Genomic DNA, 15,644 nt, shown 5'->3' on the forward strand with positions numbered 1-15,644 from the left:
CCCCCGCGAATGTCGGGCAGCCGACAAACCAACGCCATGGTGCGCCCGCCGTTCCCATCGAGGCCGACCCGCTTCCCCGGGCCTTGCCGCCGACCAGACTGCCCGGCACACCACTGGTACCGATGCCGCACCGATTGTCGTCGACGCATGCGGGGGCGCGATATGTCCATTCGACACGATCGGGAAAACTCGTAGAGCTCGGCCCATTCGGGCGATTCAGGCAGAGTCACCGGCGGTACTCCACTTGCGCTGCTGTTCGTCGCTGGCCAAGGCTGTGAGTCTGGTCTCGATATGTGCTGGCACATCGGTGATATCGAGTTGGACGCCGTCTTTGCCGGAATGGTCGATGAAGGTGAGCAACGCGTTGGCGCCGGACATGTCCATGTAGCCCACACCTGCCAGCGACAGTGACACTTCGGGTTTGTCGTCACGCAGGGTAGTGAACACGTGATCGGCGGACAAGAACGACAACGGCCCGTGGATCTGGTAGGTGGTGCCGTCGGCGATGAGGGAGGCCTTGCGCTGGCGTGACTTGCCCGCGTGGATGATCAGCGCCAGCACCACCCCGGCGGCGACGGCTGCGGTGAGGTCGACCACGACGGTGATGATCATCGTCGTGAACAGCACCATGACATCGCCTTTCGGGGAGACGTGGGCCTTTTTCATCGTCTTCCAGTCGAACATGCCGAAGGCGGTCATGATCAGGATGCCCGACAGCACGGCCAGCGGGATGTATTGGACGACGGCGCCGAGCCCGGCGACGAAGATGAGCAGGATGACGCTGTGGGTCGCGGCCGAGATCGCTGTGCGGCCACCGCTTCTGTTGTTGACCACCGAGCGCACTGTGGCGCCAGCGCTGGCCAGTCCGCCGAACAGGCCGCTGGCGATATTGCCTATTCCCTGGCCGATGAGTTCTTTGTTGCTGCGGTGACGAGTGCCGGTGATGTTGTCCATCACCACTGAGGTCAGCAGGGAGTCGATCGATCCGAGTAATGCGATGCTCAGCGCGGGCAACAGCAGCGTCAGCAGTAGCGAGCCGCTCAGGTCGGGGGTGTTGAGGGTGGGGATTGCCTCGGGGATCTTGCCGATGTAGTCGACCGCGGTGTTGAGCGGAAGCGGGCCGAGGCGGACGTTGTCCAACATGTTCGCGGTGAACGGCAGTATCGCGGTGATGGCCACCAGGGTGATCAAGCTGGCCGGGATCGCTTTGATCAGCCGTGCCGAGATGAGCATCAGCGCGATGGTGAGCGCGACCAGCAGGAAACTTTTCTGCACCTGATCCAACTCGCCGAGAATGATGATCAACGCGATGCCGCCCATGAAACCGGAGACCACCGGATGCGGGATGAACCGGATGAAGGAGCCGAGCCTGCACAGCCCGAACACGATCTGGAACCCGCCGGCCATGACGAATGCGAGGAACGCGCCCTCGAGGCCGTGTGCGGCGATGACGCCGGTAGCGACGACGGTGATCGGCCCGGTCGGGCCCGTGACTTGGCCCGGCGTGCCACCGAAGACCGCGGCGAAGAACCGGCGAAGATCGCGCCGTACAGCCCGACCAGCGCACCCTCGGGCGTTCCCGTCGCGGTGATGCCGAACGCGATGGCCAGCGGCAACGCGACGATTGCCACGGTCAATCCGGATAACGCCTCCGTGGCGATACGTTGCAACACGAGTCGAGCACCTCGAATCCAGCAGTCCAACCAGAGTTCGGCTCGCGATGAACCGAACTGCCGACCAGACTTCCCGGCGCTCCTGACGTAAAGATGCCGTAAAGAACCCCCAAAGAGCAAGTCCGACCGGTCGGTAGCACGCCCGACACATGACCTGATCTCTGCCCGATCGAGGCCCCCGACGGACGGTGACTGTGGGCGCGTATCAGAACAATCCGGCGGTGAAGCCCTCATCGGACACGCCCTGATAGCGCGGGCCGGCGAACATCCGCAGGCTTTCGTCGAGTCGGGGGACGAGGTCGTGCGAGTCAGGGACGTCGCCGAAGGGCACCCGGTATCCCTGTCGAACCCGGTGCAATTCCCACAGTCGCTCCATCTCTGGATGACGCTGCCGGAAGCCGGGGTCGGCAGGGAACAGGTCCAGCCGCACCATCGCCGAAGGAACGATCTTCCTCGGATTGCGATTCACCGTGCGCGACACCGAGATCGCCGCCAACTCGGGCCACGCGATCGACCACGAGCTCCCGCGCGGATCGGTCCAACGCACACCGGCCTGCTCGATCACCAGCGAGCGAGGGCGGGTGAGCACCCGCCACAACAACGCGGCGATCACCGCGATCAGCAACAGCAGCCCGCCGACAACCCCGGCGGCCACCGCCACGCCGGTCCCTCCGGACACCTGCCCGGTCGACCCGGCCGATACACCGAGCGCACCCAGCCCACCGCAGACCGCTATCGCGGCCGCGGACTTCGCCTTGACGCCGTGTGCCGGGTCGATCACTACCGGCGGTGGTTGCTCGCAGTACATCCCAGCAGCGTATGCGCCGGTATTGCGGTATTGCGGTCGCTGCTCCCCGAGGGAGACGACGGCTGCCGGTCGACGCGACGGTGGAGCCACCATTGTCGTATGGTCTGCACGTCTCGGACAAACGCCGGATCCGGCACCGACGACCGGCCAACGAAGAATGCGGACAAGATTGTGCGATAGGGTATTTCAACTGACTCGAATCGGATTACCCTGTTACACAGCCGGATTCGCTCATCCTGTGGCGTGGAGGTTTCGGCGCCGGGGGCAGGTCACCGCCATTGAACGCGCACGAGGCGCTGGTCGCGTCCAACGTATGAAAGCGCGCGACGACTGCCGAGCGGTTGCGATCGTCGGCTGCCACGCCACACGTAAGACTCGACCGATGCCGAAGCCGGGCGAGTGACCAGCAGGGATGTACTGACTGCCGATCATCGCTATAGTCTGCGTGTCCGCAAGATCGACGCGGCCAAACGAAACTGGGGCGGGATGGTTATCATCGGCAATGCGAAACAACGTGCGGTAGCGGCGAATACCGGGGCGGGGAGTCGATAGTGGCGGTTCAGGGTCACTACAACCACTTCGACGACCCCGATGAGTTCTGGGACGAGGAACCCCTCGACATTCGTCGCCCAGCTTTGCCCGCTCCTGCTGTGCCCTCATCGCAATCTTCGGCCGTGATCCGGTCTTTCATCGAGCCTGCTCCCACTCGTCCATACGGTGCGCGGCCCGACCAAGGAACATCCGTCGAACCCGATCGGGGTGGGGCGGTCGAGGACGTGGACCTGCAGCAGGAACAGTTCGAGCGCTTGCGCGCGGTCGCCCAGCACCGGATCGAGGCAGTGATGGCCGAGGTTCGTAGGCAACAATTCACCGGGACATCCTCGGACCGGACTGCGACCGCACGCGTTTCGAGCAGCGGCATCGTGCTCGACATCGAGTTGTCGAACGGATTCGGCGATCCGCGACAGCCGCAGTGGGCGGCCGCGGCAGGGGTCAACTCAACCGCCTGCGCCATCGTGGAGGCCGTCAACGCCGCGCGGGTCGCCGCGGCGCAGGCCCTCGCCGGAGGCTTTTCCGACGAATTTCGTCATCGATGAAAATCGGCCGAGAGGATGTGGGGAAGGGCAGCTGTGATGGACTTCGACAATCTGTACCATTTTGCGCAGGAAATGAATAAGAGCTGGCGCGAGTTGATGGCAGACATCGATTCCGGGCGATATCACGAGAAGCGCGCCGCCCTAAGTCGCCAAATTCCTGTCGCCGACGCGGATTTGGGGCATTCCTACGGGTTTCTGTCTGTCGACGGAAACGGGATCTTGCAAACGATCAGTCTGAACATCGACGATGTTATCCGGTCCAACGAGGTCGACGTCCTGCGGGCGATCTGCGCGGCGATCAACTCACCTGCGGCCCGGCCGGTGCCGGTGCTGTCCGATGAAGGGGGCAATATTCATGGCTGATCAGGACTTCCACGTGGTCCCCGAGGCATTGAAGCTGGAGGCCGAAGAGATCAGGCAGACCTCCGGACATTGGGACGCTGCCAAGGACAAGATTCAGGGCACTCCGATGGACCTGAACGCACTCGGGTCCTTCGGCAAGGACAACGCCGCGAAGTTCAATCTCGCCACCGCGCGGCTCGCCACTAAGCTGCGCGAAGGTTCGGCCTCGATCCAATCCGCAGCAGACGGCCTGAAAACCTGTGCGAACCATTTCGAAGGCTTGGATGCCGACTACTACCGCAAGTTCGGCTACATCGATGCGCAGCTGGGGTACTGATCATGGGAGACAAGAAAGGTTTCGCAATCCCGGCGGACAGGAATCCCAACGGCCTGCCCGCCGAATTGGTGTTCCCGTGGGAACAGGCAGCCTATGTAGTCAACTGGGCAGAAGACCTTGGTGTCGACGGACCGGTGCGTGACCGTATGAGTACGATTCAGAAGATGCTTGGCGATCCGAGCAAGGTTTCCACCGTCCTGGCGGCCTGGCAGGACTCGGTGTCGGAGCTGACCAAGGCGGTCGACGGCAGCAATGACGGTATCGGGTTGGCAACTGCTAACGAGAATCTCAAAGCACGATGGGCCGGTTCGGCCCGAGATGCCGCCGTGGACTACGTCGATCGGCTCGCCACCTCGACGCGGTCGAACAATACGTTTATCTCCCAGATCGCGGGCTATCTCAATGACCTCGGCGCCTACTGTGCGACCGCATATACCAACGCCACGACGGCCGTTCACTCGACGGCGGCCAGCCTCGCACAGTACGAGTCGGCACGTAAGAAAGCGCAAACCAACGCACTGGTGGTCATTCTCACCGGCGGAGCCGCAGGCACCGACAGCTACCAAAGCGCCGCGTTGGACTTCGTCTCCACGTTCATGACCGACACCAAAACACTGATCGACGACCTGAGCAAATACATGAGCAACATCGGCGGGAAAATCGACGACGTCATCACCAAGATCAACCTGGTCGAAGTTCCTGCCGCCATTGCACCCGCGGCATTGACCGTCTCCGGATGGCAGCCCCGGAATCCAACGGGCCCCGGTTGGGGGACGCCCTCGTGAGGCGCGCCATGGTGTGGTCACAGGTTGTCGTCATGGCCGCGACGTGCTGTCTGGCTGTCGTGGGTTGTGGGACAACGACATCGGACAAAGACAAGTCGGCGCCGCCTTACGACAGCCCACCTGCGGACTGTGCTCCTGTCCAAGGTGTCAGCAAGGGGGTGGTGTCGAATTTCGCCGGCGACCTCTACGACCCGAAAGTCGAGTTTCGGAGTGAGCGGCCTGCACACGAGTCCGCGAAGGCGCTGACCTGTTTCGGCGCGTACACCACCGAACAAGGTCAGCAGACTGCTGGCGGCACCGGTCCGCGGACCAGCACCGTATTCATCACGATCACGGTGCGGCAGGCAGATGACTGGGGTAACAGCGACGCCGTGGAATACACCAAGCGAATCTTCACGAGCTACCGCGATGAGCATGCCCGATCCGCCAAGATCATCAAGGGCCTCGGCGACGACGCGTACACCTCGAAGGAGGCCACGGACACCGATACCAGTGCTGAAGTGGACTTCCGTGTCGGCAACGCGGAATTCCACGTCCGGCTGAACCGTAGCTACGCACAACATCCGACACCGCAACAGGAGTCCGACGTCGAATCCAACGCCCTGGCACTGGCGCGCGCGCTCGCCGATGGCATGGACACCTTCATGTGACCGACTCGAACATCTGCCTGCGCAACGGGATTGCGGCTGCTGTCGAGCAAGGCATGCAGCCGCGGAGCTCGGAGCCGCCTCGTCACTGATGAGGGTCGGTTGAATCCTTATACCGGACTCGAGGTGCTGGGGTGGACTCGCGCGGGTTGAGTTGAGTCCGGTTTGCGTTGTGCTCGCCTTTACGGCATCTTTACGAGCGGTGCGCCGGGAAGTCTGGTCGGCAGCGTGATCTGGCAGGCAGGTCGTGTTCGGTCGTGGACGGGGTGGATGTCGTGGCGCTGGTGCTCGCTTTCGGTGTGGTGCTGTTGATCAGTGTGTCGCTCTCGGGTGTCGCGGCGCGGACTGTGTTGTCGACGGCGTTGCTGTTCCTGCTCGCGGGCGCGTTGATCGGTGATGGGGTGTTCGGCTTCGTCACGGTCGCGCCGTCGGACTCGCTGGTGGTGACATTGGCCGATATCGTGCTGTTCACCGATGGCCAGCGAGCCAATGTGCCCGCGCTGCGTGAGGGGTGGCGGCTGTCGGGTCGTGCGTTGGGCTTGGCGATGCCGTTGACGATGGCGTTGATCGCGGTTCCAGCGCACTGGCTGGTCGGATTGGATTGGCCCACAGCGTTTTTGGTTGGCGCGATCCTGTCACCGACCGATCCGGTGTTCGCGGCGGCGATCGTGGGACGTCAGGATGTCCCGCTGCGGCTGCGGCGCTTGCTCAATGTCGAGTCCGGTCTCAACGACGGCCTGGCCCTGCCGTTCGTGTTGATTTTCTTGGCGACCGCACAGCACAAGGACTCCGGCCTGGCCGACATCGCGGTCGAGCTGGTCCTGGGTTTGGTGCTGGGCATCGTGCTACCCGCTGCGGTCGCGTTGGCGTGGCGGTGGTCGAAGATTCTTACCATCGAGCCACGCCTGCAGGCGCTGGGACCGCTCGCCATCGCGGTGACGCTCTACGGGGCCTGCCATCTGACGCACGCGAACCCGTATCTGGCGGCCTTCGCCGCCGGGTCGACCCTGGCCACACTGGATCGGGTCGCGTCCGAACACTACGAGCCGTTCGGGGAATTGCTCTCCGAGACAACGAAGTTCGCAGCGTTGCTGGTGTTCGGTGCGTTGATCACCCCGGAGCGGATCGGTCACCTCGGGGTGGGCGCGTGGGTGATCGCGATCGTCGCGATCGTGCTCGTGCGCCCGGCAGCGATGTTGGTGTCGTTGATCCGGACCCCGCTCAGCCGCGGCGAGCGGGCGGCCGCGGCATGGTTCGGGCCGAAAGGTTTTGCCTCGGTGGTGTACGGGTTGTTGGCGTTGCAATCCGGAATCACCGACAGTGAGATGGTTTTCGATCTAGTCGCGGTGACGATCGCGTTGTCGATCGTGCTGCACTCCTCGACCGATGTTCCCGTGGCGCGGATGCTGCGGGTGGAACCGCCCGACAACCTGCCCACCGGCAAACATGCTCCGGTACACCCCGAGGCGACCGCGCAATAGTGGACGGTCTGGTCCGGGCTGGTTCATCGCGTGGCTGAGGCAGCGGTTCGCTGGAACGGATCGGGTGTAGTTGTGGCGCTTCGGGAAAGCCCGCGCTGCCTGCCGCGGCCGGGTAGCCTGTATTTCAGGAGCGCCGGGAAGTCTGGTCGGCATGTCGTATCCGCCGACTTGAAAGGGGCTCCCGTGTCTACTGTCGCGGCCTCCTCGCCTGTGCCTGCAATCGAAACCTGTCCTGCGGTCATGATCGAGCATCTGTCCAAACGATTCGGTCGCACCGTCGCGGTCGATGATCTCAGTCTCACGGTTGGTGCCGGCGAGGTGTTCGGGTTCCTCGGTCCCAACGGGGCCGGCAAATCGACCACTATCCGGCTTCTCCTCGGTTTGATTCGTCCCTCGGCCGGGCTGGCGCGGGTGTGCGGCGATGATGCCGCCGATGTCCGGCGTGCGCACCGCCACCTGGCGTATGTGCCTGCTGATGTGGCCTTGTGGCCGTCGCTGACAGGTGCTGAGACCTTGGAGCTGCTTGCTCAGGTCGGTGCGGGCACTGATCTGGAGTACCGCGGCGAGTTGATCGAGCGGTTCGCCCTCGATGTGGACAAGCCTGGCAAAACCTATTCGACCGGCAACAGGCAGAAGGTCGCTTTGATCGCCGCGTTCGCTTCCCGAGCGTCACTGCTGGTTCTCGATGAGCCGACCAGCGGGCTGGATCCGTTGATGGAGCACGAGTTTCGGCGGTGTGTCGGTGAGGCTCAAGACCGGGGGCAGACCGTATTTCTGAGTTCGCATCAACTCGGCGAGGTCGAGGCGCTGTGTGATCGGGTGGCGATCCTGCGTGCCGGCCGGCTTGTGCAGACCGCGACTATGACGGAGCTGCGCCGGTTACACCGCACCATTATCGAGATCACTTACGAGGGCCAAGCGCCGTCGCTGGAGGCGGCCGGTGTCGAGGGTGTCGAAGCGCCCGAACAGGGCCGACTCCGGTTCACGCTGTCCGGGCCTGCGGCACCGGCACTGCGCGCACTGGCCGCCGCCCAGGTGACGACCTTGTCCTCGCGCGAACCCAGCCTCGAGGAGATCTTCCTCGCCTACTACGGGCAGAAGTAGCGATGAGCGCCTCGACAGCCGCATCAATCCTCGCGCCGGGGCGCGCGGCGGCTCGGCTCGCCCGTCGTCAAGCACAGCGTGGGGTGCTGTTCGTGACGGCCATCGCCGCGGGGATGTCGGCGCTGGTCGCGTTTCAATACCGCACCGTCTTCGCCGGCACCATCGACACCGAGGCGATCCGTGCCCTCGCTGAAAACCCCGCCATCCGAGTACTTTTCGGTGCTCCGCTAGCTCTGTCCGACCCTGGCGGATTCACCGTGTGGCGCACCGGAACCCCGGTGCTGGTGCTATGCGGGGTGTGGGCGCTGCTGGCCGCTACTCGCCTGACTCGTGGTGAGGAGGACGCAGGACGCTGGGAGCTGCTCCTCAGCGGCAGACTGCGCTCGCTCGACGTGCTCGCGCGAGTGACCGCCACACTGTGGCTGGCCGCGGCGGTGATCGGGGCCGCGGTCGGTACCGCGCTTGTCCTCACCGGTACCGACCCGCTCGGTGCGTTCCTGCACGCGGCCTGCGTATTCGGCACCACCGCCGCCTTCGCAGGCATGGGATTGCTTGCCGCGCAACTGATGCCGTCACGAGCCGCAGCCACCTGGCTGGCCTCGGCCGCAGTCGGGCTGAGTCTGCTGCTGCGGATGCTCGCCGACGGTGTCGCCGGGTTCGCGTGGGTGGCGTGGCTTACTCCCTTCGGCCTGGGCGCCCGCACCGCGCCCTACGCCGAGAACCGTGTCGCACCAGTGCTCGTGCTGCTGTTGTTCGTCGTCGTGCCCGCAGCGTGCGCGCTCGCCCTCGCCCAGCGGCGCGACATCGGCGGTGCGGTGATCGCCTTGTCCAGCACACGCGCACCGCGTACTCGCCTGCTCGGATCAGTGCCCGGTTTCGCAATTCGGCGTGCCGTGTGGCCCACCGCCGGGTGGGCACTGGGCATCGGTGCCTACTGCCTGCTGATCGGGGCGTTGATCTCCTCGATCCTTGAATTCATGAAGGAGAACCCGCGTTTCGCCGAGCTCGCCGCGACAGCCGGATTCGGCGGTCTCGGGTCGGCTACCGGGTTCGCCGCTGCGATATTTGCCATCTTGGCCCTTCCGGCCGGCGGGTACGCCGCCAGTCGCATCGCCACCGCTGTCGCCGATGAGAAGGCACGCCGCTGGACCGCCCTGCATGCCCTGCCGCTATCACGCTACCGACTGGCGGGAGTCGAAATCGCCATCACCGCAGGCGGTTTGTTGATCCTGCTGATCACAGCGGCCGTCGCGATGTGGGCAGGCGCGGTACTCACCGGCGCCCCGCTGACCCTGGGCGATGCCCTCGCAGGTGCGCTCAACATCGCCCCCGTAGCCCTGCTCGCACTCGGCGCCGCAGTACTGGCCTCGGGCTGGTACCCCGCCGCGGTCAGCGCGATCGGCGCCATCCCCGTTGTCGGCGGATTCCTCCTCGACGTCACGGCCCAGAGCACCGGCGCACCAAGATGGATCCAGCAGATCTCCCCATTCGCACACCTCGCCGCCGTACCCGACACCGCACCGGACTGGGGCGCTAGCGCCACGCTGGTGGTCGTCATCATCGCGGCGATCGCGCTCGGAATGTACGGCTACGCCAGACGCGACCTGGAAGGATAACGAAACCTCCACGCTGTCACAGCAATCCGGATCCGCCAGGTTCCGGACATAGCCGCGGGTTACCGTTCGACCCGCGCGGTAACGGACAATCGTTGCCGTGGCGGTTCACCGGCAACCCGCCTGCAGTGGCAGCCAAACATTCGCTCACAACTGGAAAGTCATTGGTCGCTATCGAGGCGAGCCGAAAACCCGTCTCCTGCAGGCCGAACCGTGTTCGTTGGACAACAGCAACAGCGTCGGCAGGCCCGGTGAGTTCGATCCGTGCGGCGTCTTGACGACCGAGAAGGTAGAGCAGCAACTCCCTGGGTGACTGGCGATACGGTCTGGGGGGTTGCCCGCGTCGAGTCCTGACACAAGTCGACACCGGATCGGTTGCCGCCCATACGGCCGGATGCTCGACGCCTTGAGGAAAAGCTGCGAAAGTGGCCGATCACATCTCGATTCGGCACGCGCGGATCCGTTGTCTTCACCGCCCTACCCAACAAATCTGGCGGTTAGATCTGGTCGGACAATCCAAGGAACCGGCTGAACAAGGAGATCCGCCGCCACACCGACGTCGTTGGCATCTTCACCGACCTCGTCTCGATCATCCGCCTGGTCGGCGCGGTCCTGGCCGAACAACACGATGATGATCAAAGGCCGCCGCTACCTCGGCCTCGACGTCCTGGCTCGCTCCCGCGAGATCAACCACCACCGACGACCAAGACGAAACCGCCCCCGCACAACTCACCGGCTGACCAGAATCCGGATAACTCGGTGACCACCCGGCTGACACCACGCACCAGGACTTGACCTGCTTCTCCCGCCGCGCAAAGTGGCGTCGGTCCGGCTCTTTTGTGGTGGAGTTGTGACCGCGACTGCGGGCTTTTGGGTCAGGATGGGTCTATGACCGAACCACGCGCTGAGCAGCTGAACGTCTTCCTTCCGAAGGCGATGACACCAGCCGCACTCGATGCGGTGATCCGTTTGAATGTCGAGTCGACCCTTGCCCGCACCGGGCAGCGGCCGATCACCATCGAACGCGGTGTCGGTTATGAGCATTCACCCGGTGTCTGGTGCTGGCCGGTGACCTATACCACCGACTCGAATTAGCGCCTGGACTGACTACTGCTTTAGTCCGGGATGTCACTAGCGGGCCGGGGTTGCTTGCTTGGCCACCAAATGACTCCAGACGAATTTCGACGGCACTTGGACTGTGTCGGCGTACTGCTGAGCGGTCAGGGCCGACGTGCGGACATTTTCCGGTCGTAGCCGCGACGTGCACGATTTCGGCGAGTTTGTTGTGGGAGATCGCTCGTCTGGTGCTGGCCAGGCGGCGCGGTTTGGCTACTCGGCGCGCTGGGTTGTTGTCGGGGCGGATGTAGCGGTCTTCTTCGGCACGGCGGTAGAGGTAGCGCGCGGCTGCGATGAGGCTTTCGGCTGCGCTTCGGCCGCCGCGTGAGTTGCGGCGGATTACGGCGTTGTGTTTCGCCTGCTCGGCGAGTTGCCTGAGTTCGGCAGCCGTGGGTTCGGTGAGGACGCGCTCACCCCAGGCGTCTTCGATGCGTCGCAAGTAGGTGCCGTAGACGCGAAGAGTGCTCTGCGGCATCGAGGCCGTGATGGCGGCGATGTACTGACCGACGGTAGGCGCGGTCGCCGCTGCGGCTTGGAGAAGCTGTTCGGGGGTGAACCCCAGACGTTCAAGGAGCAATCGCGCCGCTTCGATTTCGGCTGCCGCTGTCATGACGCGCTACGCGACATCTGTTGATGGAGAGTGGCGAGATTGTCGTCGACTACCGAAAATGGATAGACTAAGATCGCTTGTCGTTCGAGGGATACGGCGATGAGCAGCCGGTCTCCCGGGGTGATGCAACATTGATGGCGGATAGGCGCTGGGAGGCGGATATGGCCTTCCCGCCCGATATGAGCATTACCGTTCGCGTCGTCGACGGCTACGATGGCATGCCCGCTGACTGCCAGGCGAATTCGCCGGCCAGGTCGCCACTGCAGGTGTTTGGCGGGTGCACGGTCACTGAGTTGGCCGTGGCAGCAGATCGTGGTGACGCTGTACAGATAGTTTTCGGTGGTTCGGGTGAGCACCCTCAATGCGGGGATAGGGAGGGGATTCACCTCGTTAGGTGGAGCGGGGGTCGAAGACTGGGGGAGTGGGACCGGAGGATGCATTGCGTACCTCCTGATTTGCAGGAGCCAGAGCGATAGACAAATATTCATCCGGGTCCGCACTCGCAGTTGCCGGGAAAATTCCACGTGGGATAGAACCATGGTACTCAAAAAGTTCCCGCGATCACAACACCAATCGACCCGGTTGGAAATATCCCATAGCCGAGTTCGGAATATCCCATAACGAGGCCCGTCCTCGGGGCCAATGCTCTGACGCTCCGGCACTTTCGAAGAAGGAGGGTGCCGGAGCGCGACAGCGCGGCGAGGGAGTTCAGGCTGCGGCTGCGAGCGGGTGTGGTTCACCGGTCAGGGTCGCCAGTGCGAGTGCTACCTCCTCGAGGCTGGCGCGTACGTAGGTAGTTGTGGAGCCGTCGGATTTGCCCTCGGCGTGTCCGGCGTAGGCGCGGGCGACGGCGAACCCGAAGTTTCGCTCCACCCAGGTCAGGGTGGTGTGCCGGATCCAGTGGGTGGTGATCTGCTGCTTTTCCACCCAGGGCAATTCATAACCGATGCGGGTCCACAGTCCGTCGTAGCGGCGGCGGGTGATCGGTTTACCGCTGCGGTAGCGGAGTAGCTGCTCGCCGGAGCGGGCGCCGCGGGTTCGGCCGTGGTGGAGCAGGCCGGCGATCAGCGTCGGTGACACCGGCTGCCAGCGCGGTACCTTGCCCTTCTCCTGCAGGAAGATCAGGCATTGCTGTGGGTCCAGGTCCTCGGGTCGTAGTGCCAGTGCACCGCCGCGACGGCACGCGGTTTCCGAATGCAACCGCAGTAACAGTGTGTCGAGTTCGGGATCGTTGCCGGTGGTGGCGGCCACGTGGGTGATCTCGGCGAGCTGGGTCAGTGGCAGTCCTCGCCGGGTGGAGGGAACCCGGCGTGGTTTGGCAACTCGTTGGGCGGGGTTGTCTGCGGGCCGGATGAGTCCGTCGTTCTCGGCGTGGCGGTAGAGGAAGCGCAGCGCGCTGATCATGGCCTCGGCGGCGCCGCGTCCGTCGCGGCTGTTGCGGTCGCGTTTGGCGTGGTGGCGTGCGGCGTCGCGGATGTCGGTGATTTCACCGATGGTGGGTTCGTCGATACGGCGGGTGCCCCATACGAGTTCGAGGCGCTTCCAATGGGTGTCGTAGGTTTTCAAGGTGCCGGGTGCTGTCACCCGGGTGCGTACGACGGGGATGTATTGGGCGAATGTCGGTGCGGTGGGGCGGATGTCGAGCAGGTCGGCGGGGCTGATGCCCATTCGGGCCAGCAGGGTGCGGGCGGCGTCGAGTTCGGCGACGGTGAGGCCAGGCTGTGATGTCGTCACCGCTGCTCACCCGCGTCGATCAAGGTTTCCAGGTCGCTGAGGACCTGCAGCAAGATGGACTCGCCGACGATGATCAGCCGGTGGTGCTCGGGATGGGCGGCCAGCAGCACGCGGTGGCCGATACGGAGCCGGACACGGCGGCGGATCGCCGCGGGAATCTGGAGTTGCCCGTTGCCGGCGATCGCGTAGGCGCCATCGGGATCTGCGGTGACCTTCAGCACGCCCTCGACCACCGGCTGGATGCCGATCCGGGCGCGGGGTGTCCATCCCAGTGCGCCGAGCACCGACCGTTCCGCGATTCGCCCGTTGTGGTTGACCAGTACCGAGCCGAGAACCGTGTGAATTCGACTATCGAAGGGAGAGAGCATCGGCGCCAGCCGCCCGCCGCGCAGACCGGCAGGCACCGGGAACGACGACACATCGGGAGCGGCCGACACGGACGGCGTGACCTGGGGAAACAAGAGATAGCCGCTGGTAGAGGGGCTATCAAGACTGTGCTCTAGTGTGTTAGAGCACGTAGCACGTGAATTCTGTTCGCGGACAGAGAAAGTGTGCGCCATCAGGGACTCGAACCCCGAACCCGCTGATTAAGAGTCAGCTGCTCTGCCAATTGAGCTAATGGCGCTTGCTCCGTGTTCCGGTGCGGGACAAACCTTAACAGGCCGAGGCGCTAGATGTGAAATCGCGTCCTGACCGGGGGTGATGGGGCGTGTTAACACCGGACCGGGCAGTTGGGATCTATCCCTGTGACACCCCTGTGTCGGCGCGGTTTTCGCGTTGGTGCGAGCTGCTCGCACTGGCAGAATGACCGAACGTGGTCTCGGCCGCTCCGCAGGCACGGCGGGCGGAGCTGTATGCGGTCGGGATCCGAAGCCATCGGTGGGCTTTCGGGTGCGCCGGGACTTGAAACGGGGTTGAGATGAGCGTTGGTCGAGGTCGACGTCGGTGGATACGACATATCACCGCACCTGCCGCGGTGGTGGCGGTGGCCGCGCTGGTGTTATCGGGGTGTTCGTCGTCGGAGAAGTCGGACGCGTCGACGGTCGCGATCGACCGTAATCCGCTGGTCGAGCTGATCAAGCCGAAGCTGTTGTCGCCGGTCAAGGACGGCGAGATGGGGGTTTCGCCGGGGGTGCCGCTGGCGTTCCATGTGGAGGACGGCCGGTTCACGAACGTGACGCTGGTGAACGCACAGAACCAGCCGGTGAACGGCAGGTTGGCGGCCGACGGCAGGTCGTGGGAGACGACCGAGGTGCTGGGCTACGGCAAGGTCTATCGGCTCAAGGCCGACGCGATCGGGCTCGGCGGCGCGAACTCGACGATGTTGAGTTTCACGACGAGTTCCCCGGACAGCCAGACCAAGCCTTATCTGCTGCCCGGCGAGGGCGAGGTGGTGGGCATCGGTCAGCCGGTGGCGGTGCAGTTCGACGAGACGATTCCGGACCGCAAAGCGGCCCAGGATGCGATCAAGATCACTACTGAGCCGCCGGTAGAGGGCGCGTTCTACTGGGTGAACAACCGCGAGGTCCGGTGGCGGCCCGAGCATTTCTGGGCGCCTGGGACGAAGGTCACGGTGAATGTGAATGTGTATGGCCGTGATCTCGGCAACGGACTGTTCGGCCAGGACAACATCCAGTCGTTCTTCACGATCGGCGACGCGACGATCTTCACCGCCGATGACAACACCAAGCAGGTGACGGTCGAGCAGAACGGTCAGGTGATCCGGACCATGCCGACCTCGATGGGCAAGAACAGCACGCCGACCGACAACGGCATCTACATCGTCAGCGACCGGTTCGACAAGATCATCATGGACTCCTCGACGTACGGCGTCCCGGTGAACTCACCGGACGGCTACAAGACGCCGATCGATTTCGCGACCCGAATCTCCTACAGCGGCATCTTCTTTCACTCGGCACCGTGGTCGGTGGGGCAGCAGGGCTACAGCAATACCAGCCACGGCTGCCTGAACCTGAGCCCGGCGAACGCGCAGTGGGTGTATCAGAACGCCAAGCGCGGCGACATCACCATCATCAAGAACACCGTCGGCGGAACGCTTTCCGGCGTGGACGGTTTGGGTGACTGGAACATTCCGTGGCCGGTGTGGAAGGCGGGCAACGCCGACCCGCGCTGAGCGGCTGAATCCGAATCGGCCCACTCGGCTTGGCGGACAGGCAGACTCGCCGCGACGTCCCGGCCCGGGTATGGGCGCTGCCGCAACTCCGCACTCGCAATCGGGATCCGCACTCGCTTTAGAGGTCTAGAGCGAGTGCGGGTCCCGAGTGCGAGTGCGGGCC

At 64.2% G+C, this 15,644-nt stretch carries 15 protein-coding genes, 1 tRNA gene and 1 pseudogene; 12 read left to right on the forward strand and 5 right to left on the reverse strand.

The genetic code is table 11. The annotated features are described in order from the left end of the window. Nucleotides 1–216: 216 nt before the first annotated feature. Nucleotides 217–1,824: a SulP family inorganic anion transporter gene (locus ON39_RS07920; protein ID WP_246003081.1), complete on the reverse strand. Its 1,608-nt coding sequence runs from the start codon at nucleotides 1,822–1,824 to the stop codon at nucleotides 217–219. A gap of 54 nt (nucleotides 1,825–1,878) precedes the next feature. Further along, a complete protein-coding gene (locus ON39_RS07925) occupies nucleotides 1,879–2,481 on the reverse strand; it encodes a hypothetical protein (RefSeq protein WP_040732624.1) in 603 nt (200 codons plus the stop codon). Nucleotides 2,482–3,032: 551 nt separating this feature from the next. Between ON39_RS07925 and ON39_RS48545 the strand changes: the two genes are divergently transcribed. From ON39_RS48545 to ON39_RS49625, 11 genes and pseudogenes are all read left to right on the forward strand, one after another. Then, nucleotides 3,033–3,578 carry a hypothetical protein gene (locus ON39_RS48545; RefSeq protein WP_157195418.1) on the forward strand — a complete coding sequence of 182 codons (546 nt, stop codon included), beginning with the start codon at nucleotides 3,033–3,035 and terminating at the stop codon, nucleotides 3,576–3,578. A gap of 33 nt (nucleotides 3,579–3,611) precedes the next feature. Then, nucleotides 3,612–3,941, forward strand: a complete 330-nt coding sequence (locus ON39_RS07935) for a hypothetical protein (RefSeq protein WP_146251269.1) — start codon at nucleotides 3,612–3,614, stop codon at nucleotides 3,939–3,941. Further along, entirely contained in the window at nucleotides 3,934–4,257 is a 324-nt protein-coding gene (locus ON39_RS07940; protein ID WP_040732627.1) for a hypothetical protein, read from the forward strand. The genes ON39_RS07935 and ON39_RS07940 overlap by 8 nt, the downstream gene beginning before the upstream one ends. Nucleotides 4,258–4,259: 2 nt before the next feature. Beyond that, entirely contained in the window at nucleotides 4,260–5,042 is a 783-nt protein-coding gene (locus ON39_RS07945; protein ID WP_040732628.1) for a hypothetical protein, read from the forward strand. A 158-nt stretch (nucleotides 5,043–5,200) separates the two neighbouring features. Beyond that, nucleotides 5,201–5,692, forward strand: a complete 492-nt coding sequence (locus tag ON39_RS07950) for a hypothetical protein (RefSeq protein WP_040732629.1) — start codon at nucleotides 5,201–5,203, stop codon at nucleotides 5,690–5,692. A 272-nt stretch (nucleotides 5,693–5,964) separates the two neighbouring features. Further along, nucleotides 5,965–7,170 (forward strand): cation:proton antiporter, encoded by a 1,206-nt coding sequence (locus tag ON39_RS07955; protein ID WP_040732673.1) that lies wholly within the window; start codon nucleotides 5,965–5,967, stop codon nucleotides 7,168–7,170. Between the two features lie 240 nt (nucleotides 7,171–7,410). Next, nucleotides 7,411–8,274, forward strand: coding sequence for an ABC transporter ATP-binding protein (locus tag ON39_RS07960; protein WP_051186394.1), 864 nt, complete (start codon nucleotides 7,411–7,413; stop codon nucleotides 8,272–8,274). 2 nt (nucleotides 8,275–8,276) lie between these two features. Beyond that, entirely contained in the window at nucleotides 8,277–9,890 is a 1,614-nt protein-coding gene (locus tag ON39_RS07965; RefSeq protein ID WP_040732630.1) for an efflux permease Rv1217c-related protein, read from the forward strand. A gap of 498 nt (nucleotides 9,891–10,388) precedes the next feature. Continuing rightward, nucleotides 10,389–10,650: pseudogene (locus tag ON39_RS48550) on the forward strand (transposase); the annotation flags it as partial. Between the two features lie 125 nt (nucleotides 10,651–10,775). Then, nucleotides 10,776–10,982: a hypothetical protein gene (locus ON39_RS07970; RefSeq protein WP_040732631.1), complete on the forward strand. Its 207-nt coding sequence runs from the start codon at nucleotides 10,776–10,778 to the stop codon at nucleotides 10,980–10,982. 370 nt (nucleotides 10,983–11,352) lie between these two features. Further along, complete coding sequence (locus ON39_RS49625) at nucleotides 11,353–11,637, forward strand: hypothetical protein (protein ID WP_040732632.1); 285 nt, start codon at nucleotides 11,353–11,355, stop codon at nucleotides 11,635–11,637. Between the two features lie 684 nt (nucleotides 11,638–12,321). On the opposite strand, the gene ON39_RS07980 is transcribed toward ON39_RS49625, so the two are convergent. The 3 genes from ON39_RS07980 to ON39_RS07990 all read right to left on the reverse strand — a co-directional run bounded on the left by ON39_RS07980 (nucleotide 12,322) and on the right by ON39_RS07990 (nucleotide 13,972). Continuing rightward, a complete protein-coding gene (locus ON39_RS07980; RefSeq protein ID WP_040732633.1) occupies nucleotides 12,322–13,347 on the reverse strand; it encodes a tyrosine-type recombinase/integrase in 1,026 nt (341 codons plus the stop codon). Further along, a complete protein-coding gene (locus ON39_RS07985; RefSeq protein WP_146251270.1) occupies nucleotides 13,344–13,907 on the reverse strand; it encodes a hypothetical protein in 564 nt (187 codons plus the stop codon). The genes ON39_RS07980 and ON39_RS07985 overlap by 4 nt, the downstream gene beginning before the upstream one ends. Continuing rightward, nucleotides 13,900–13,972, reverse strand: a tRNA-Lys gene (locus tag ON39_RS07990). The genes ON39_RS07985 and ON39_RS07990 overlap by 8 nt, the downstream gene beginning before the upstream one ends. Nucleotides 13,973–14,266: 294 nt before the next feature. Between ON39_RS07990 and ON39_RS07995 the strand changes: the two genes are divergently transcribed. After that, nucleotides 14,267–15,481 (forward strand): L,D-transpeptidase, encoded by a 1,215-nt coding sequence (locus tag ON39_RS07995; RefSeq protein ID WP_040732636.1) that lies wholly within the window; start codon nucleotides 14,267–14,269, stop codon nucleotides 15,479–15,481. Nucleotides 15,482–15,644 lie beyond the last annotated feature (163 nt).

The sequence above is a fragment of the Nocardia tenerifensis NBRC 101015 genome (genome assembly GCF_000308715.1).
Lineage (GTDB): Bacteria > Actinomycetota > Actinomycetes > Mycobacteriales > Mycobacteriaceae > Nocardia > Nocardia tenerifensis.